Raw genomic sequence first — 18,499 nt, 5'->3', positions numbered from 1 at the left:
AAAGTGCAGGAATAAGGCAAATCAAAATATAGGTGGTCCAAGTTTGAGGATATAAAAAGAAAAGCGTATAGAAGTAAGCAAATCCAAAAAGAATGATGATCTTTCTAAAGGTATATGTCTCATACTTAGGATAGAACCATAAACTAATGGAAAGAATCATCACGCACAAAAAATGTACCAAGTATCCAAAATTAATCCCATTCATCTCAGTTGTAGACAGTATTAATCCAGCTATCATAAGGGTAATGTTTAATAACATTACAATGTAATAGATTTTTCGATTCACCTGACTGTAAAACTCTTTCATGAATTCACCACTTCTATATTAATTTAACCCTTTTTTGGATACTACCCTCTCTAGAGGCAAAATTTAAGGGCACCCACTTGGATGCCCTTTCTACATCTCATACATTATTGTAATTATATCAGCCACTTTACTAAAATGGGAATAAATACTTTTAGCCCTAATTATGATACGCCTCTCAGTTATGTGTCAATCTATAAAAAAATAGACTGCTCTCTCACAAAGCAGAGCAGTCTATTTATAATATCGTTTTTATTCCATATCCTTATCAATATCCTTAGGGATCCGGCGGGCTACATCCGTTGCAATAGCTGCATGGATCACTGCTAGACGCACTAACTCTACCACTTTTTCGTTAAAAATACTTGGGATTACGTATTGCTCATTAACCTCATCCGGATGAACGACTGAAGCAATCGCTTTTGCCGCGGCTAGTTTCATTTCAAGGTTCACTGTTTTTGCTCTGCAATCCAGTGCACCACGGAAGATACCCGGAAAACACAGCACATTGTTGATCTGATTCGGATAGTCACTTCTACCTGTTGCTAACACGCGAACAAAAGGCTCGGCCAATTCTGGTTCAATTTCCGGTGTCGGATTAGCCATTGCAAACACAATGTTATCGCTGGCCATACTCTTGAGATGATCGACGGATAGAATCCCCCCACGTGACACCCCAATAAAGACATCTGCTCCCTGCATAACCTCCGTCAGTCCACCTTCAATACCTTCCGGGTTAGTTGCATCAGCAAGCTTCCGCCATTCCTGATTATCATACTGAAGATCTTTTCTAAGAACACCTTCACGATCTACCGCGTAGATTTTGCGAGCTCCTGCCGCCAGAAGCATATTACAGATGGACACACCAGCCGCACCTATACCCACAACGACAATTCGAACATCTTCGATAGATTTATTTACTACTTTAAGCGCATTCAAAAGACCTGCCAAAACTACAACAGATGTACCGTGCTGATCATCATGAAATACCGGAATATCCAGCTCTTCGGCAAGCCGACGTTCAATCTCGAAACAGCGCGGAGAACTGATATCTTCTAAGTTGATTCCCCCAAATCCAGGAGATACTGCTTTAACGATATTAATGATTTCGTCTGAATCTTTAGTATTTAAGCATAGTGGAAAAGCATCGATGTTCGCTAATTGCTTAAACAGCATAGCCTTCCCTTCCATAACAGGCATGGCCGCTTCCGGTCCAATATCCCCTAGTCCAAGCACAGCCGTTCCGTCTGTAACGACGGCTACTGTATTCCGCTTCATCGTCAAAGAATAGGCTTTGTTCGGATCTTCGGCAATCGCCGTACACACTCGGGCAACTCCCGGGGTATACACCAGCGATAAATCCTCCCGATTTTTGATAGGCATTTTAGGTGTGATTTCAATTTTTCCACCAAGATGAGCTAGAAAAGTTCGATCTGAGACATTAATTACTTTGACTCCTGGCATCTTCGATAGTATAGACATCATTTCTCCATTCGAGGCATCTTGCACGTTTATTGTTATATCTCGAGTTGTTACATCCTTACCTGCACGAATCACGTCAATAGCAACGATATCTCCACCTGCAGTGGCAATTCCTGAAGCAACATCACCAAAAGAAGCAACCGATTTCCGAATTTCGAGCCTGACAATCATCGTTGTTGCAATAGCCATGAATTAGCCTCTCTTTCTTCAACCCTAAGATTTCAAATACACTATACTATACCATTTAAACAAACTTTCTTCCTATTGAATAGATCACCTTAGTATTTTTCTTAAGATAGTATTCCCTTCGGCACCCGGACCAAATACATCAGGGATTGTAGCGACGGGCACAAAGCCGTTTTTACCGTAAAAAGCAATCACATCATAATCTTCTGCATAGGTCAGCATAAGTAAACAGTAAGCTCCCCTGCTCTTAACAACTTCTTCTACATGCTGTAGTAAAATACCTCCTATTCCTTTTCTACGATTTTTATAGTAGACATTTCAACCATTCTCCCTCAAAAAAAGTTATATACCAGCAGTCTAAACTTAAACATTCACAGCACAAATAACATGGAGAGTTCGATTATAATGTTACAATAGACAATCAAAGAGTCCTACACTACGTCTAACTTGCGTTATATCATAGACAATGACAAGTTGACTGATCAGAATAAATAATATATACATGTCTTACCTATAACGTAGTTGAAGGAGCTTACACTTATGACAGAATCATTTCAAGCATTAGTTGTCGACAAAACTGAATCATCGTTCTCCGTCGCTGTTAAGCCGGTTGCCTTAGAAGAACTACCCGCAGGAGAAGTTGTAATTAAGGTTGCATACTCCAGTGTGAATTATAAAGACGGATTAGCCAGTATCCCTAACGGAAAAATTGTAAGATCATACCCTTTTATTCCAGGCATCGACTTATCTGGTACTGTGGTGTCTTCTACAGACGAGCGGTTTCATGAAGGACAGCAAGTTATCGCTACAGGGTATGGTATGGGTGTATCTCACTTTGGAGGATATAGCGAATATACACGAATTCCTGCCGCTTGGATCACCCCACTGCCGGAAGGACTTACACTAAGAGAAGCTATGATTTATGGTACAGCTGGACTAACTGCAGCCTTGTCCATTCAAGCTCTGGAAGACAATGACTTAGCACCAGACAAAGGCAAAGTACTCGTAACGGGAGCGACCGGTGGTGTAGGTGGATCGGCTATCGCTATGCTAAGCACAAAAGGCTATAGCGTAGTGGCCAGCACTGGTAATACAGAAGCTAACGAATATTTGAAAAATCTTGGCGCGGAAGAAGTCATTTCACGCGAAGAGGTTACCGGCGGATCTAGCAAACCATTAGAGAAGCAACTATGGCAAGGTGCTGTAGATTCCGTTGGCGGAAACTCACTTGCGTCGATTTTGAGTAAAATCTCCTACAGAGGTTCTGTTGCTGCAAGCGGCCTGACCGGTGGCACTTCTGTTCCAACAACCGTCCTTCCCTTTATTCTTCGGGGGGTTAACCTGCTCGGTATTGATTCCGTAGAGTGTCCTGCTGAGCTACGCGAAAAGGTGTGGACACGGATGGCGACTGATTTGAAGCCTGCACAGCTTGAGAACCTTGTAGATCGTGAAGTAACCTTGAATGAACTGCCACAAGCATTGGAAGATATTCTGCAAGGAAACACACGAGGCAGAGTGCTTGTCCGTTTATCTTAAGCCCTAACATGAAAACCTCCCGGGAGATTTAATCTCAGGAGGTTTTTTTGTTGTTACTCTTGATTATTTGAATATTGATAATTCGGCAGTTGTTGTACATAAGGCTGTTGGCGATAGTGCTGTTCATAGCCTTGAGTGTAGTATCCTTGCATTGGGTAAGGCTGATAATTAAATGCTTGTGTCGCTGGAGGCATTTGTGAAGATATAGGAATGGGTTGAGCTTGCATATGAGCATATGGCTGCATGTTTGGATGCATGTTAGGTTGCATATTTGGTTGCATATTTGCATGCATATTCATATTAGGAGCCATATTCGGGGCCATATTATTGACTCCCTTTACCTTATCCTCCTCACAGCAGTCGGCAGGTGGGCCGATAAAGGTGCCAGGTTTAATAGGAGCTAACGCTTCCCTTACCAATGCTTCATTCAAACAGTAGGTATGGGCCAATACATTTGCCGGAGTTTTGCTCAAAATATCCGAACCTAAGATAACCTCAGGAATAGGAGCGTCAAAAATGGCAAGCAGATGTGTATTATCGACAGTAGCTACTTCATAATGCCACCAGCCTTGCGGCACATTCGCCACTTGACCTGGACATATTGGGAAATGAAGAAGTTCATTTGTAAACGGATTGATTAAGGACACTACTGCTGAACCGCAGATACAATAGACAAGCTCTGCCGCATTTTGATGATAATGGGGCTCCACCACATTCGATTTACTAAGAAAAATATCAAGGAGTGAGGTATTCTCCAGTGTGTTCAGCTGCTTAACCGACAGCAAATTAATGTAGTTGTTGGCATCCTTTTTAAAGAGAGTATTAGTATTCACATCGAAAGTAAATTGTGTATTAGGGGATGTATAATCCATGTATGAAGTCACTGTTTATTCCTACCCTTCTGTTCCCGTAAATTTTAGATTTCCTAGAACAACATATGCGTTTGCCTATGCCTAGGTGCCGGAGATTCACTGACTCCAATAAAAATTCATCTTTCTATGTCAATCGGGGCATCCTCTATAATGTTAAATTCTCACACTATACAGGAGGCAAAGTATGAAATCGATTCATATTAAAATAGTATTTGCGTTATGTATCTCTATCTTCACCATTATGGGGTTGCAGCCTTTGAATCAACACCCCGCGGTTGCAGCCGCTAACCACAAATCCTCTACCAAACAGACTCCATTAACCTTTGTTCTGATCCATGGATCTTGGGCTACAGCAGGTTTTTGGGATGAAACAGCCATAGAGCTTCGTAAGTTAGGGCACACCGTCTACACACCGGAATATGCAGGACATGGCGCGGATAAGAATAATAATGTAACACATGAGCAAATCACAAAGTCCGTTGTCGACTATATCAAACAAAAAGACTTGAAGGATTTTATTCTGCTCGGACATAGCTTTGGCGGATCAGTCATTCAAACAGTTTCCCAGCAAGTACCTGATCGGATCAAACGGATCGTGTTCTTTGATGCCTTCGCTCCGCTTGACGGGCAAAGTGTGGCAGATCAATTTCCTGCTGAGTCACTTAAATCCTTTGAACAGCTAAGAGACGCTTCCGGTAATAACACCATCATGCTTCCTTTCCCGCTCTTCCGGGATACCTTTGTCAACACTGCCAGTCTTGCGCAAGCACAAGCCTTTTATAAACAAGCTCCGCCTGAACCAGCTACCCCACTGTTTGAAAAGCTGGATCTCAAGAAATTCTACAGTCTCCAAATCCCCAAAAGTTATCTTTATTTGACAGAAGACACGGCTATCCCACAAGGCCCGTATGGGTTTCACCCGACTCAATCCAGTCATTTGGGCGTTTTCCGCTTCATCGAGGGCAAAGGTGATCATATGACCACTGTCCGAACCGAGCCAAAAATGATGGCGGAATTGATGGTCAAGGCGGGTAGAGATTAGTCGCGTAATAGCGGAATAATGCATTCAGTCAGTAAAAAAGAGCAAGCGCACGGGAATGTTCCCTACTACGCTTGCTCTTTTTACAATTCTCCGCATATCATTTAAGGATTCGGCTTCACTCCGGTAATCACCCAGCTATTATGATCTTTAACAAGTGAAATCGTCAGTAGCATGGATGGCTCCGGACCATTTGAGGTCGCGGAATCTATGAGCATTTCTATGACCTCTGAATTCGGGTTAATTACTGTTTCTTTAGTAACCTCGTACTTTGTGATCCATGGGCTGGATACACCTGTTACCCAGTTCAGTTCAACAAACTGTGGATACATAACCTTTTTGAGTTCTTTGGAAAAGATCGAATATTGAATCGACGCATTCCTGTGCTGTAAACCGAACCCGTATAACTCAGCTGCTTGAAATGCAGTTGGCAATATGATTCGTTTAGACTCCGGGGCTGGCAATGGCATGGCTGAGAGCAGCTTTCCATTAGACTGAATCACCGTTCCGTTATCAGGTGCACCTATTGCGATTCCTGGCAGAAGCAAAACGCCTGCGATCAGGGTAGCCGCCAATTTCTTTTTACTAATCAGAATCACCTCATAGAAAGCTTTTTCACCTCATGTGAATTGAATTCTAATTATTCCCCGTTATCGCTAACTTTTATGTAACCAAAATGCCAACAAAAAAAGCGACCGTGACAATAACGGAATCGCTTGTGAGAAATAGAAATCTATTATCATTCTACCGATTGTTTAAGCCGTTGATCAGGCGTGAAAAAGAGTCGGTAGCTCAGTACACTTAGCAGTATACTTGTTATGGCCGCAGAAGCGGTGAATGAGAACACAATCAGAATCTGGTAGCGAACAGCGATTACCGGATCAGCGCCTGCTATAATCATACCCGTCATCATACCCGGAAGCTGGACAAGTCCTACTGTCTTCATTCCATCGATGGTAGGGATCATGCTGAATTTCACAGATCTTTTTCTAACTTCATGGATCGCTTGTGGAACCGTTGCACCGAGTGACAGCAGGGTCTCGATTTCCTCTTTGCTCTGCTGTATTTCGTGCTTGATATGGTTAATGAACAAACCCGAGACAACCATAGCGCTACCAATGGTCATGCCACTAATGGGAATGATATATTGTGGAGTCGCCTCAATAATATGTAATCCGAGCAGAATTCCCATCATAAGGAGCTCCATAGTAGCGATCGCAAGTCCAATTCTCCAGACTAATCCACGAAGACCTTTTCCTCTTTTCGCTGCATTCCATGCGGCTACACTTATCATGAAGATTATTATCAAGATAACATAGATCATCTGATCGGTTTTAAAAATAAATTGCAGTACATATCCGACCGCAAGCAATTGAATCGCCGACCTTATAGTGCCTACAATAATATCTTTTTCTAGTCCGAGCTTTTGCCATACCGAGACCAACATCGTCCCTAACACAAACAGAAGCGTGAAACTCAGTGCAGTATAACTCATAAGAATGACGCTCCTTCTAACGGTCGAATAAATCTCTTTGCCAAGTCTTCCGCAGATTCAGCAAAAAAAGATTCACTCAAGTGTTGTTCCAGCATACCATTCCCCATAAACCATGTAGTAGTGCTTATTCGGCTAGCCTGCTTAAGGTCATGGGTCACCCAAATCATCGAAGTCCCTTCTTCTTTATGCCAATGTTCTAGTAGATTCTCTACCCTTTGAGTGCTGTCAATGTCTAGTGATGCAGTGATTTCATCGAGCAGTAGAACATTAGGTCGCAGCAGCAATGAGCGAATCAGGGATATCCGCTGCTTTTCACCGCCAGAGCAATCTGCTGCTTTTTTACTTAAATCCAATTGTTCCAGCCCTAGTTGTTCCAATAGCCGCTGTACTAATTTATGGTCATATAGTCTGTCATGCAGCTTGCTGACGGTTCTTAGGTTATCCTCTACACTACCAGGCAACATAACCGCTTGTTGAGCCACAAACCCGATTTTCATTCTCCACAGTCTTGAATCCATATTTTTGAATGAAGTGCCCTTGACAAGCATATCCCCTTCATCTGGAGCATCCAGCAGAGCCATTATTCTAAGTAGTGTGCTTTTACCTTGACCCGAGGCACCGATCAGAGCGATTCGGTCCGATTCAGATATTTCAGCGGAGATGTCCGAGAATAGATATTTCGAAGCTTGTTCACTGCTTTTCCAGTTCAATTTTGCAAGTCTTTGAATTTCAAAAATACTGCTCAATGCTTTACCTCCTATTGCCAAACGAAAAAATATCATACCATTTCGTATTATAGCATTTTAGCTGCATAAAAAAAGAGAAAGGCATCTCCCCCATGAGACATGCCTTTCCCTTATATTAATTAATTTATTGATTAAACCGAGCTGTAACGAACACCGCAGGTGAATTCCAGTAGATCGTTACCTCATTCGTAGAATAACTAAGTTCATGATCGGCAAAACACTGAGCGGCTGGTTTTCCCTGTAAATGTTCTACTACATATTCATCATGAAGCCCACGATCTGGCCCCCCAGATACAAGACCCGGCACAGGATCAACCACCTGGTCACCAACAGATGGACGATGATGCGGATGCATCACTGAATGATCGCCAAATCCAGTAACATAACTGATATCCAGTACGTTGCGACCCATCAGATAGTGCAAATGATCTAGCGCACAGTCCGCAAAGCTCGAATCGCCACTAAAATATTCAGCCACAACTAGCAGCATAGCGTTGTTCATTACGAGCATATTGCTACCCCAAATATAGTCGTCCTCTTTTAAGGAGATTCTATAACCATCCTCACGACTCTGTTCCACTAACCGTTCCGCTTCAGCTAGAAGTCCTTCTCTTAAGGAAGCATACAAAGCACGGTCTGCTAGATCTTCACCATTTAACAGATATGCAAGTGTGCCGTATCCCCCCATATCTGCCCAGCCTAGACTGTATTTTGAAAAAGACAACTGCACCAGTTGCAGAATAGCTTGATGGTATTCTTCTTTCCCCGTCGTACGATAGAGCTCCGCAGCTGCCCAATACCGCTCATCCTTGTCGTTCTCATCTCCATATTCACCGGTGCTAATTTCTGGCGGATTTATAAACCCTGGTGCATCTGGATGATGAACAAGCCATTCCCAGGCTAGTGTTGCGGCATCCAGACATTTCTTCGCATAGGCTGAGTCAAAGGGCTCATATATCCGAGCTGCCATAGCCATGACTCCAGCAAAATCTCCAGTGGCGGTTGCTGACACCGGTGAGAAATATAGATCTGCTGTATCAGCCTCTGGCATCACATCCAAATCTGGAAAGCTCAGCGTAGTCAGTTTATGATACACTCCACCTGTTCTATAGTCTTGCATTTTGAATAACCAATCCAGCTCCACTTTGCATTCCAGCAGAACATCTGGAGTTATCCCCCCACTTTCAGGAATCGGGATAGCGCTTACAAAAGCAGATGGATATAACTCATAGGCTAGTAATAGATCAGCGATGGCCTTTGCTCCGGGTCCGCTATATTTACCATAATCACCTGCATCATGCCAGCCTCCAGAACAATCTAGCCGACGCTCCGGTTCACCATATACAATACCCTCTGTTGTATGACATGCCTTATGCTTCCAATCTCCAGCATGCTCTTCAGTTAACTCAACCCCGCAACGATAATAATAAAAGGCCTTCAGCAAGCCCTGTTGAAGCTCGTGATACGGTTTATCTGAGATTATAAATGATGCCGAAGCTATCCCCTCACCTTGTTCAATCCGGTATGTGCCCACTGCATGAACCTCAGAAAAATCACCTGTATGTACAGTTACACCGCTTGCCTCATCAAATCTGGGAGTACCTGTCTGCCCTTGGAATACAACATTTCCATGATCAACATCAACAACCTTAAATTCATGTCCAGCACCAGTAAACACTGCAATCTTTTCTCCACCCTCTGGATATCCGATTTGATTTACAGTAATGGTTCGGAGTCCACGCTCACTCATCTTCATTCTCCTTCATATCAATTTGATGAAGCCAATGATTACAAGTCTCTCTTTCAAGTTGAGAATACTCTATTCTAGTTGTACGTGGCAATGATAACTACAATAAAAAAACCTAGAGTTAACCAGAAACAGTAACTCTAGGTGATATAATCAGCTTATTTGTCTCCAAGCAGCTTAATAAAGTTAGCTGGAAGTGTGAATTGCTGATTGTGAATCACTATACGGCGAAGCTCCTCAAAGGAACTAAGATCATCATCTTCATCGTCGTCTTTGATTTCCTTAATGTCCCGATGCAGTCGCTCCATTTGCAGATCAAGTGCATGAGCGGCATCCGCTGCATTTTTCAATTCACGCGTCATACTCTCTGGTACTGACTTATTATATTTATAGAAAATTTTATGTTCGAGACTTGCCCAGAAATCCATAGCAATGGTACGAATTTGTACCTCAACGCACACTAACTCCTGACGATCTGACATAAATACAGGTACCTGAATCAGCAAATGCAAACTTTGATAACCGTTAGGCTTGGGATTCTTAATATAATCCTTCACTTCAAGAACCGTTAAGTCGTCCTGCTTCTGAAGCATTTCACTTACATGATAAATATCTGAGATAAAAGAACAGGTAATTCGTAGACCTGCAATGTCTTTAATACAATTTCTCAAAGAATCTAGAGATAATTCTCCATTTTTGCGGAGCATTTTGTTCATAATACTCTCGGGAGACTTGATTCTCGATTTGGTATGTTCAATAGGACTGTAATCGTGAAGAGACTGAAACTCCTGTTTGAGGATCTCAATCTTCGTCTCCATCTCATCAAGTGCAAATTTATAAATCAACATAAATCGGGTGATCTCGTGCTTAAGCTTCTTAAATTGTTCGATTTGATTCTCGGGGGTCATTATCCATTTCTCCTCTTGTAGCTTTTCTCTATATTTATCATAGCCAATCCACTAGTGAAATTCAAATTCAGTCTCCCCATATTCTACCACAACTAATGATTAGCAGAAAAAGAGCTCCCTCTCGGCAGCCCTTTCATCTATTACAGTAATTGTTCTCTAGTTAAGCTGTTTCCACTTTTGTTCCAACGTTTGAGGGACATAGCTTTCTAATTTTTTTAATAGTTCCAAGGGTTCTTGGTCTATATTTAACAAGCTAAGATGTGAAGCATTAGAAAATCCCTCGTTAATGCTGTGTTGAATTAGATTCATCAGAGGATCAAAATAATTCCTGATATTTAAAACCCCTACCGGTTTCTTATGAATACCGATTTGTGACCAGCACAAAACCTCAAAAAGCTCTTCATACGTCCCAAAACCGCCGGGTAAAGCAATAAAGCCATCCGCCAGCTCCCCCATTTTTGCTTTTCGTCCATGCATATCGTCCACTTCTATCAGCTGCGTTAATTCTCTATGTACCATCTCTCCATTAAACAATCCCCTAGGCATAACTCCGATCACCTCACCTCCACCGTTCAAAACAGCATTGGCGACTTCACCCATTAATCCAATTCTTGATCCCCCGTAAACTAAGCGATATTGGTTCATAGCCATGTAGTTTCCAAGTTCAACAGCTTTGACTTTATATTCCTCATGCACCCCTAAATTCGATCCTGCAAAAACACAAATTGATTTCAAATCCTCATCTCCAAACTATATATTGATAATATCCGACATCTAATATACTATATGTTGGAGAATAAATCATATAAAAGATTAAGGAGTGCTACATAATATGGAGATCAATGACGTGCAGAAATGGATTAAAAGTTATTATGGACAAAGAGGCTGGACCGATTATGGTCCTTTTATACGGGTTGGATTTCTTATGGAAGAGACCGGTGAGGTTGCACGGGCAGTACGCTCCTATGAAATCGGAAGAGATCGCCCAGATGAATCTACCCCTCCATCAGAGCAACTGAAACAAGACTTGATTGAGGAAATTGGTGATGTGCTAGGAAATATAGCCTTGTTAGCCGATTTGTATGGTATCACTTTAGAAGAGGCATTTACTGCACATAAGGAAAAATTAGTTAAACGCTTTAATTCCTAAGGAGAAGCAGAAAAAGGGCTACAATCGGCAGCACCGTATTGTAGCCCTTCTTTATCTAACTATCTAAGCCTCGTTAACCATTACTGCCTAATGTATGATTCGAAATAGCATTAATTATTGTTTCCCAAACCTCTGGGTGAACTTCGTGACCCGTTCCTTCTAGGGTAAATAAAAGACTATCCCCTGATTTTAAATCAGGAGATAGCCTTTCTATTTATCCAGACAAAACTATTCGTTAAATAAATACTTCCTCAACGGTCAAATTTCGCTCCTTGGATAAATCTCTAAACGTAGTCTCATCTACTTTCACTAACGGTTTAAAAATATCCAAAGGATTGTTCATAATAATCGTACCTTGCTCTCCGTTGCTAAGCTGAACACTTTTACCTACGAAGTTCGGCAGTAAATGTCCAATCAAAGCTTGTACCGCATTTCCATTCAGCTTGCCAAAGCCCAGCTCATGCACCTTGCGCAGAACGGTAATCAGCCCTTGTTTGGGTTGATTCACTCTTACAGAGGTCATCCCAACATAGGCATTAGCAACAGCCACAATCAGTGTATACGGGTGCAGGTCAGCCTTACTAAGCATATTAGGATATCCAGTCCCATCCTCAAATTCATGATGCTGAAGCGCCACCAGAGCGGTCTTCTCGTCATTCATAGATTTAAGAATAATATCGTATCCATACGAAGTATGACGCTTTAGTTCTTCAGTTTCCTCAGGGGTTAAGATCCCCGTCTTATTTATGATTGATGGGTCGATCTGACTTTTTCCTATGTCGTGTAAATACCCTGCCCGGCTAATCTCGTAGCGTTCTTCTTTGGTATAACCTAACCAAGTCGCTATGTAAAATGATAGCAGTCCGACCTGTAGTGAATGATTGTATGTACCAACGTCTTCTCGTTCAAGCAACAGCAATAAGGAAACTACATCCTTATGTTCATCCATTTTTTCCAGCAAGGGCTGCAACGTAAGATCAACATCTGACTGCGTGAAGCTCCCCTTGCTGAGTGCTTCTAGAAAAATAGATTCATAGTTTTGGATCACTAGATCAAAGTTTCCATTTAGGCTTTGCTCCAGATTCATTCCCTCATTATCCATCGCAATGCTGCGAGGTTCAATATCGACATAATCGATACGATGTCTCATCAGGAGGGTGATTTCTTCTTGGTAAACAATTGTGCCTTTTGGGAGCACGTGTAAACCAACACTATTAAAAGTGTCCAACATAAGACAATCGCCATGTTTGAGATCCGTGACATGAGCTTTCAAAATTCTGCACCCTTCCTATCAATAGGTATATTTTACCTTAAGGATAGCTAAATTATTCCAAAGTCACAATATGGTTAAAGTCTCATTAACACTCTCAATTAGTTCAAAAGACCCCTGCAACATCACCTAAAAAGGAATACTAAAGTCCGCTATCACTTTTCCAATCAACTGATCCTTCGCTACAAAAGGAGTAGCCCAGAGATGAGCATCGTTACTTATATTCCGGTTATCTCCGAGAAAAAAGTAATGGTCCGCCGGAACCGTAACGGGTCCAAAAGTATAGTCCATCCGCTCATTAAGATAGGGTTCATTGATCTCAGTTCCATTTCTGTAAAGGGCTCCATCTTTAATTTCAATGGTATCACCTGGCAACCCTATCAACCGCTTTACATATCTTTTATGCTCATCACCTGCTACCGGGGGCGTAAACACGACGATGTCTCCATGATCGAGTGTCGTCATCCATAACATTTTTTCAACGATTAGACGGTCATTAATTTCAATTGTAGGAATCATAGAGCCAGTAGGAACCCTCATCGCTTCAGCAACATAGGTTCTTACAAATAAAGATAGGACCACTGCGATAGCAACACTAGGCAAATATTGTTTGATAAATTTCAACATAATTGCTCACCTCATTTAAATTTTATAAACTTTTTGATCGTTGCAGAAGCTTTTTTCGCTCGTTCATATTCAGTTCATATTGTCGTCATGTATAGTTCATCTTCATCGGGTAAGCTTCCTTTAGCAATTCGTTAAGATAGCTAGAATAAAGCGATTAGAACAGGAGAAGATGCGAGTGATACCAGAAGAAGAGGTTATTAAAAAAAGGATGAATAAACCGCTTAAAATTATACTTATTTCCTTAGGGGCTTTAGCTACTGCAATAATGCTTTTTCTAGTGACTGTTTTTGTCGCTAATATTTTCCTCAATAAATCGGACCAAGCTAAAATAAAACCCTATGGTCAGTCTGTAAGCGTCGATGGTAAAAATATGAACGTTTTGATTCAAGGAAATGGTGAAGAGACAATCGTGCTCTTACCTGGTTATGGAACGGTGGCACCGGGACTTGATTTTAAGCTGTTAATAGATGAACTATCTCCATTTTACAAAGTTGTCACGATTGAGCCTTTCGGTTATGGATTAAGTGATAGAACGGACAAAGAGCGAACCACGGAAAATATTGTAAATGAAATTCATGAAGCTGTAAAGCAACTTAATATTGACCGTTATATTCTAATGGCACACTCTATTTCCGGGATGTACAGTTTGAATTATGTGAACAAATATCCAAACGAAGTGAGTGCATTTGTCGGGATTGATAACAGTATTGCAACGGAAGACAGAATAGGTGTTAAAATACCAACAGGAAAATTAAAATTCCTTAGAAAATCAGGCTTGGGCAGATTGTTATTGAAATCAGGTGGAAATCCCTATGCTGAATTGCCGTTTGATGATGAAACTAAAGAACAATTGAGATTGCTTACGCTTAGAAACACTTATAATTACACTAACTTAAATGAAGTGGAACATATGTCTTCTAATTATAAAGGGGCTCTAAATTCAACTTTTCCAAAGGATCTTCCCCTTTTGCTCTTTGTACAAGGGGATGATACTCTCTTAAAGGATTGGATATCATTGCATGAAGAGCAAGTCAAAAATTCCGTACAAGGAAAATTGGTAAAACTTGATGCAGGACATTATCTGCACCATACCAAATCAAAAGAAATCGCCGAAAATTTCAAGACATTTATGAAAGAAATAAAATAAGTATAGATTATATCGCTCGATTGTCTAAACCGTTTCACTTATTCTCCATGCTGCTGCATCATGTGCAAGCTTCCTTGCATTTCATGCCGCAGCATTTTTTTATTCATACTTCGTTAATATTTACGTACCCACACTTCTAAAACTGCTCAATAATGCGATTCATTTCCCCATCTACGTCCATCAGAGTATTCTTAGGAATATGAATGACCAACAAACCGCCAAAGATCTGTTCACATTTCCCATCATTCTCTATGATCCGTTGTTTAAAAGCAGAAATGGCTGCTGAATCAACAGCCTCTTTACTTAGAAGCCAAGCGTACCTTTTGAAATGAGATTTCTGTACAGTTTCCTGATAGTAATAGATCCCTAGCTCTTCTTTCACCCGGATAATATCCCCCATTGTAACACTTGGATTAAAAATCGGAGTCTCTTCGATGCGGTATTTGTCTTTACCAACTGGAGTAACATCAAGGATTTCTATTTCACGGCCTGCTGGATCGAAGCAAATATGTAGTCCTGACGAATCTAGCATCAGCACACCTCAATTCTATTCAAAATCTGATCTTGATGATTCTAAATAACACAAAACACAATAAATACATTAAACTTGTAATCCCGAACAACCTGAAGATTCCCGGCGTTAAAAACATATATAAACTGTATGGAAAACTCCAAATAAAGGCGAGAAGCATGAGAAGGCTTCTGTTTAAAGAGACACCTATCGCAAGTAATCCGGCAGGCAACACCAACATTACCATACTTATTATACTACTGGATTGATTCGTAACATCAGCATACGGATTAATGAATATAAATATAAACCATAAAAAAACGGTCATCAAACTGGATACATATCCAATGAGTTTAATGATTGTTAAGTTTATGGATTGCTCCATTCCATCACCTCAATTCTTTCGCAATAATTCTCTCCAGCCATTTCCACGGGAGCAGCGTTTTGCCTAAGATCAAGATCCGGGTGCCTTTGCCAATAGGATACCGAAGCCTTGGTGACTTCATTTCAGTAATACGACCGATGAGATCTGCCACTTGCTTTGGATCAGGTGCAGTTTCAGCAGTATGCTTGGAATATCGTAGCACAGCGTCCAGACGGTCTCTATAAGGAGAATCCTCGACTAGACGAATTTGTGCCATTCCTTTTCCCCAAATCGGAGTACGGAAGGAGCCAGGTTCAATTAATACTACACGTATTCCATAAGGAGACATTTCATGACGCAGACTTTCACTGAATCCTTCTACTGCAAATTTGGAAGCTGCATATGGAGCGTACCCCGGAAACCCGGACAACCCGCTTATACTCCCCACGTTAATAATCGTACCACTTTTCTGTTTTCGCATAACTGGCAGCACAGCTTTTGTCACCGCGACTAATCCGAAAAAATTCGTCTCCATTTGCTGACGCCATTCGTCCATAGATATCTCTTCTATGAAGCCGCCTATAGCAAAGCCTGCATTATTTACCAAAACATCAATTCTTCCAAATGTTTCGTGTACTGAGGTTATAGTCGCCTGTATAGAATCACTATCGGTAACATCCATGGTCATAAAATGAAGCTGCTTCAAGAGTCCTGCTTGCTCAGCCTGCTGTTCAAGTTCGCCTTTACGACTCAAATCGCGCATGGTTGCTACAACTTTGAATCCTTGTCCTGCTAGTTTAAGGGCTGTGAGCAGTCCAAATCCACTAGAGGTTCCGGTTATTAAGGCTACTCGATCATGCATTCGATCTAGATGTGAATTCATCTTTGACTCTCCTTATGTTTCATTATTCCAAAAAAACAAACAAACGTTCTCTTTCGGATTGACTATCCATTAATTTCAAGTTATAGTAAGTGTATCATTTATATTTCTGCGGGAGAAGCACCTCGCAAGATAGGCATTCATGCCTATCTTGGAGGTGCTTTTTTGCGCACATAGACTAATTAAGGAGCTGAAATGAATGTTTATTCACAATTTTAGTTATTTAAAGAAGTTTGTCCAATTCATCCTTGTAGTAGCTCTCCTCAACATCAACCTTACATTAGCTTCTGCAGGTACAGACTGGGATTCAGCCTTAGATGACATTAACGGTCTCCATGGTAATTATACCTCGCTTCAAGTAGCCCTCAAGTCCGATAGCTCAAAAATTCAAATGCTGCGTAAACAGAACAATGAAACACTGAAATCTATTCACTCTGTCATAGAGTCAACAGATAAGGTTCTGCTGAGTCGCTTATCATCTGAAGCAACGTCAGCTCAGAAGAAACATGCTCCTCTCCTGGAACAATACAGCACACTCAGTAAGCAGTCTACCGCTGCCAAGAAAGCTAAGGACTTTAAAACAGCCACTCTCCTGGATTTAAGACGCAATAAGCTCAAAGCTGCGGCAACACTCGCTCGAACTGAAATTAAGGCCAAGACAGACGCTTTGGCAACTGCCCGCAAGCAAACCGCTGCCAAGATCAAGCCTATCAAAGATACTCTGGCACCAGTCACAGCTCTGAAGAAGCAAATCACTGCTGAGAACAAGAATATCGCTGTAGCACAGAAAGTTCGTTCAGAAGCAGATAAACAATATAAATTGGCTGTAAAACAAGGGGATGCGATTACGGCAGTATCAGAAATGAGAATATCCTATGAGCAAATGAAACGAATTCATGACATGCATCAGAATATTTACAGCTGGGAGCAGAAGATTTCCCTAGCCCTACGATCAGCAGAGTCTAAGCTTCCATAATGTTCGCTCCCACCGGCTCATATCAGCTTCACTAACATACTAATTAGTTGGGCTGCGGGCACAATTAGGAGCTGAGCAAATATAGTACCTAGAAATCGCGAACCCATCAATACCACATATATTTTTCCTAGCTGATCACGGTATTCTACATTTTCAGTGGCTTTATGGGTAATAAGACCAAGCTGTGGGTCGATAAATATGGTTAGCAGTATAGTCGCCATTCCGTTAATCAATCCTGAGGCTTGAGAAGCAGTCGTGCTATATTGAGGCATTAGATGAGCAGCATACAAAGATGATATGACCCCTACGGTGTAAAAGGCTGTAACAAAAACGTTCATAACAATAAAACGTTTAGGAATCCCCAGGTATCTGAAGTTATATAGATTCACTTTTGGTTTTCTTATGTATTTTCTAGTATTTTTTAACTGCCCGATCGTTACGCTCGTAAGCAGCTTGGGAATAGAACCTTCGATTTCAAGCTTTGAGATGATTCTCCCAAACAAGCCTACAAAAGTAGGGAAAATAGCAATGGCAATTAATGTCCCTAATGAAGAAGCTAACAATATAATTCTCAAGTAATTAAGAAGTGGGAAATCAGAATGTATTTTGGCATAATCTACGAATTTAGCCGTCAGTGGAGCTTGAATCATGTTTGCAGTTCTTGACACGAGAACAATAATGCCTGTCAGAGACAAAGCAATAGCTAACTTGTTCAGCTTCACCCCGGCGTATCTTACCGAATAAGATAAGGTTTCTGCTGTATGAATAATCATTGTAAGCAAGCATACTACAATCAAGCTATTTACCATTTTTAGGTTCATCTCCATTGAAAGCTATTTATCTATTCGGTGCAGTTTTGGGCGAAAGTATTGATCCAGTCCGTAAGAAAGTGTAATTCCAACGGTATATCGAACAAGGTCAATCCATAGGAATCCCTTTCCGAGAATCAACCCACCGAGTACGGTAGCACGGATGCTGTTGATCCACTCTGCTTGATACAGTTGGCTAAATTCTATGCCGAAGCTAAACATCAGGCTCCACATAAAAGCGATCCACAGCTTCCGGTTCACTAGCAGTACACGAAACATAAAGTAAACCATGCTGCCCCAAAGCGCGTCTCCAAAATGTCTCGTTACAAACAAGGGTAGCTGTTCCGAGAATGCTCTAGAACATAGCCCCAGTACAATAACAATTAAGCAGATGCATCCATAAATAACTCTTTCTTTTAAAGCATTGACTCTCATTTCCATCCTCTATCC

20 protein-coding genes and 2 pseudogenes are annotated in these 18,499 nt (G+C 41.3%); 6 read left to right on the top strand and 16 right to left on the bottom strand.

The window, feature by feature from the left end; all coding sequences use genetic code 11:
- The 3 genes and pseudogenes from ACWNM1_RS28145 to ACWNM1_RS28135 form a co-directional block, all read right to left on the bottom strand.
- Positions 1 to 307 (bottom strand): annotated as a pseudogene (locus tag ACWNM1_RS28145) (sensor histidine kinase); the annotation flags it as partial.
- Between the two features lie 249 nt (positions 308 to 556).
- On the bottom strand, positions 557 to 1,975 hold the full coding sequence (locus ACWNM1_RS28140; protein WP_076298432.1) for an NAD-dependent malic enzyme: 1,419 nt from the start codon (positions 1,973 to 1,975) through the stop codon (positions 557 to 559).
- 84 nt (positions 1,976 to 2,059) lie between these two features.
- Positions 2,060 to 2,260, bottom strand: coding sequence for a hypothetical protein (locus ACWNM1_RS28135; RefSeq protein WP_449603560.1), 201 nt, complete (start codon positions 2,258 to 2,260; stop codon positions 2,060 to 2,062).
- Positions 2,261 to 2,512: 252 nt separating this feature from the next.
- On the opposite strand from ACWNM1_RS28135, the gene ACWNM1_RS28130 reads away from it, so the two are divergent.
- Positions 2,513 to 3,508: an acrylyl-CoA reductase family protein gene (locus ACWNM1_RS28130; RefSeq protein WP_449603559.1), complete on the top strand. Its 996-nt coding sequence runs from the start codon at positions 2,513 to 2,515 to the stop codon at positions 3,506 to 3,508.
- A 53-nt stretch (positions 3,509 to 3,561) separates the two neighbouring features.
- On the opposite strand, the gene ACWNM1_RS28125 is transcribed toward ACWNM1_RS28130, so the two are convergent.
- Positions 3,562 to 4,380: a cupin domain-containing protein gene (locus ACWNM1_RS28125; RefSeq protein ID WP_449603558.1), complete on the bottom strand. Its 819-nt coding sequence runs from the start codon at positions 4,378 to 4,380 to the stop codon at positions 3,562 to 3,564.
- A 184-nt stretch (positions 4,381 to 4,564) separates the two neighbouring features.
- On the opposite strand from ACWNM1_RS28125, the gene ACWNM1_RS28120 reads away from it, so the two are divergent.
- Positions 4,565 to 5,422, top strand: coding sequence for an alpha/beta hydrolase (locus ACWNM1_RS28120; protein WP_449603557.1), 858 nt, complete (start codon positions 4,565 to 4,567; stop codon positions 5,420 to 5,422).
- Positions 5,423 to 5,523: 101 nt separating this feature from the next.
- Here the strand turns inward: ACWNM1_RS28120 and ACWNM1_RS28115 are convergent, their stop codons facing one another.
- Entirely contained in the window at positions 5,524 to 6,018 is a 495-nt protein-coding gene (locus ACWNM1_RS28115; RefSeq protein WP_449603556.1) for a hypothetical protein, read from the bottom strand.
- Positions 6,019 to 6,100: 82 nt separating this feature from the next.
- Between ACWNM1_RS28115 and ACWNM1_RS28110 the strand changes: the two are divergent.
- Positions 6,101 to 6,148, top strand: a pseudogene (locus tag ACWNM1_RS28110) (excalibur calcium-binding domain-containing protein); the annotation flags it as partial.
- A gap of 10 nt (positions 6,149 to 6,158) precedes the next feature.
- On the opposite strand, the gene ACWNM1_RS28105 reads toward ACWNM1_RS28110, so the two are convergent.
- From ACWNM1_RS28105 to ACWNM1_RS28085, 5 genes are all read right to left on the bottom strand, one after another.
- Positions 6,159 to 6,914, bottom strand: coding sequence for an ABC transporter permease (locus tag ACWNM1_RS28105; RefSeq protein ID WP_449603555.1), 756 nt, complete (start codon positions 6,912 to 6,914; stop codon positions 6,159 to 6,161).
- Positions 6,911 to 7,660, bottom strand: a complete 750-nt coding sequence (locus ACWNM1_RS28100; protein WP_449603554.1) for an ABC transporter ATP-binding protein — start codon at positions 7,658 to 7,660, stop codon at positions 6,911 to 6,913. Before ACWNM1_RS28100 ends, ACWNM1_RS28105 begins: the two co-directional genes overlap by 4 nt.
- Before the next feature lie 124 nt (positions 7,661 to 7,784).
- Positions 7,785 to 9,410: a glycoside hydrolase family 9 protein gene (locus ACWNM1_RS28095; protein WP_449603553.1), complete on the bottom strand. Its 1,626-nt coding sequence runs from the start codon at positions 9,408 to 9,410 to the stop codon at positions 7,785 to 7,787.
- A 155-nt stretch (positions 9,411 to 9,565) separates the two neighbouring features.
- A complete protein-coding gene (locus ACWNM1_RS28090) occupies positions 9,566 to 10,315 on the bottom strand; it encodes a GTP pyrophosphokinase (RefSeq protein ID WP_449603552.1) in 750 nt (249 codons plus the stop codon).
- A gap of 156 nt (positions 10,316 to 10,471) precedes the next feature.
- A complete protein-coding gene (locus ACWNM1_RS28085; RefSeq protein WP_341127804.1) occupies positions 10,472 to 11,050 on the bottom strand; it encodes an LOG family protein in 579 nt (192 codons plus the stop codon).
- Between the two features lie 97 nt (positions 11,051 to 11,147).
- Between ACWNM1_RS28085 and ACWNM1_RS28080 the strand changes: the two genes are divergently transcribed.
- Positions 11,148 to 11,465, top strand: coding sequence for a MazG nucleotide pyrophosphohydrolase domain-containing protein (locus tag ACWNM1_RS28080; RefSeq protein WP_449603551.1), 318 nt, complete (start codon positions 11,148 to 11,150; stop codon positions 11,463 to 11,465).
- A 235-nt stretch (positions 11,466 to 11,700) separates the two neighbouring features.
- Here ACWNM1_RS28080 and ACWNM1_RS28075 read toward each other — a convergent pair whose 3' ends face one another.
- A complete protein-coding gene (locus ACWNM1_RS28075) occupies positions 11,701 to 12,738 on the bottom strand; it encodes an HD-GYP domain-containing protein (protein ID WP_449603550.1) in 1,038 nt (345 codons plus the stop codon).
- A 126-nt stretch (positions 12,739 to 12,864) separates the two neighbouring features.
- Positions 12,865 to 13,362, bottom strand: coding sequence for a signal peptidase I (gene lepB, locus ACWNM1_RS28070; protein WP_094875130.1), 498 nt, complete (start codon positions 13,360 to 13,362; stop codon positions 12,865 to 12,867).
- 169 nt (positions 13,363 to 13,531) lie between these two features.
- Here lepB and ACWNM1_RS28065 point away from each other — a divergent pair, with 169 nt between their 5' ends.
- Positions 13,532 to 14,509: an alpha/beta hydrolase gene (locus tag ACWNM1_RS28065; RefSeq protein ID WP_449603549.1), complete on the top strand. Its 978-nt coding sequence runs from the start codon at positions 13,532 to 13,534 to the stop codon at positions 14,507 to 14,509.
- Between the two features lie 136 nt (positions 14,510 to 14,645).
- Here ACWNM1_RS28065 and ACWNM1_RS28060 read toward each other — a convergent pair whose 3' ends face one another.
- Together ACWNM1_RS28060 and ACWNM1_RS28055 are read right to left on the bottom strand one after the other, a co-directional pair.
- Complete coding sequence (locus ACWNM1_RS28060; protein WP_449603548.1) at positions 14,646 to 15,041, bottom strand: DUF4265 domain-containing protein; 396 nt, start codon at positions 15,039 to 15,041, stop codon at positions 14,646 to 14,648.
- Between the two features lie 368 nt (positions 15,042 to 15,409).
- A complete protein-coding gene (locus tag ACWNM1_RS28055; RefSeq protein ID WP_449603547.1) occupies positions 15,410 to 16,267 on the bottom strand; it encodes an SDR family oxidoreductase in 858 nt (285 codons plus the stop codon).
- A 196-nt stretch (positions 16,268 to 16,463) separates the two neighbouring features.
- Here ACWNM1_RS28055 and ACWNM1_RS28050 point away from each other — a divergent pair, with 196 nt between their 5' ends.
- Entirely contained in the window at positions 16,464 to 17,240 is a 777-nt protein-coding gene (locus ACWNM1_RS28050) for a hypothetical protein (RefSeq protein ID WP_449603546.1), read from the top strand.
- A 17-nt stretch (positions 17,241 to 17,257) separates the two neighbouring features.
- Here the strand turns inward: ACWNM1_RS28050 and ACWNM1_RS28045 are convergent, their stop codons facing one another.
- Both ACWNM1_RS28045 and ACWNM1_RS28040 read right to left on the bottom strand, forming a co-directional pair.
- Entirely contained in the window at positions 17,258 to 18,049 is a 792-nt protein-coding gene (locus ACWNM1_RS28045; RefSeq protein WP_449603545.1) for a lipid II flippase Amj family protein, read from the bottom strand.
- A gap of 24 nt (positions 18,050 to 18,073) precedes the next feature.
- Positions 18,074 to 18,484, bottom strand: coding sequence for a ribosomal maturation YjgA family protein (locus ACWNM1_RS28040; protein ID WP_449603544.1), 411 nt, complete (start codon positions 18,482 to 18,484; stop codon positions 18,074 to 18,076).
- Positions 18,485 to 18,499: the final 15 nt, after the last annotated feature.

This window comes from Paenibacillus sp. Marseille-Q9583 (genome assembly GCF_976954365.1).
The sequence above is the reverse complement of the archived record's forward strand: the minus strand, read 5'-3'. Positions and strand labels throughout refer to the sequence as shown.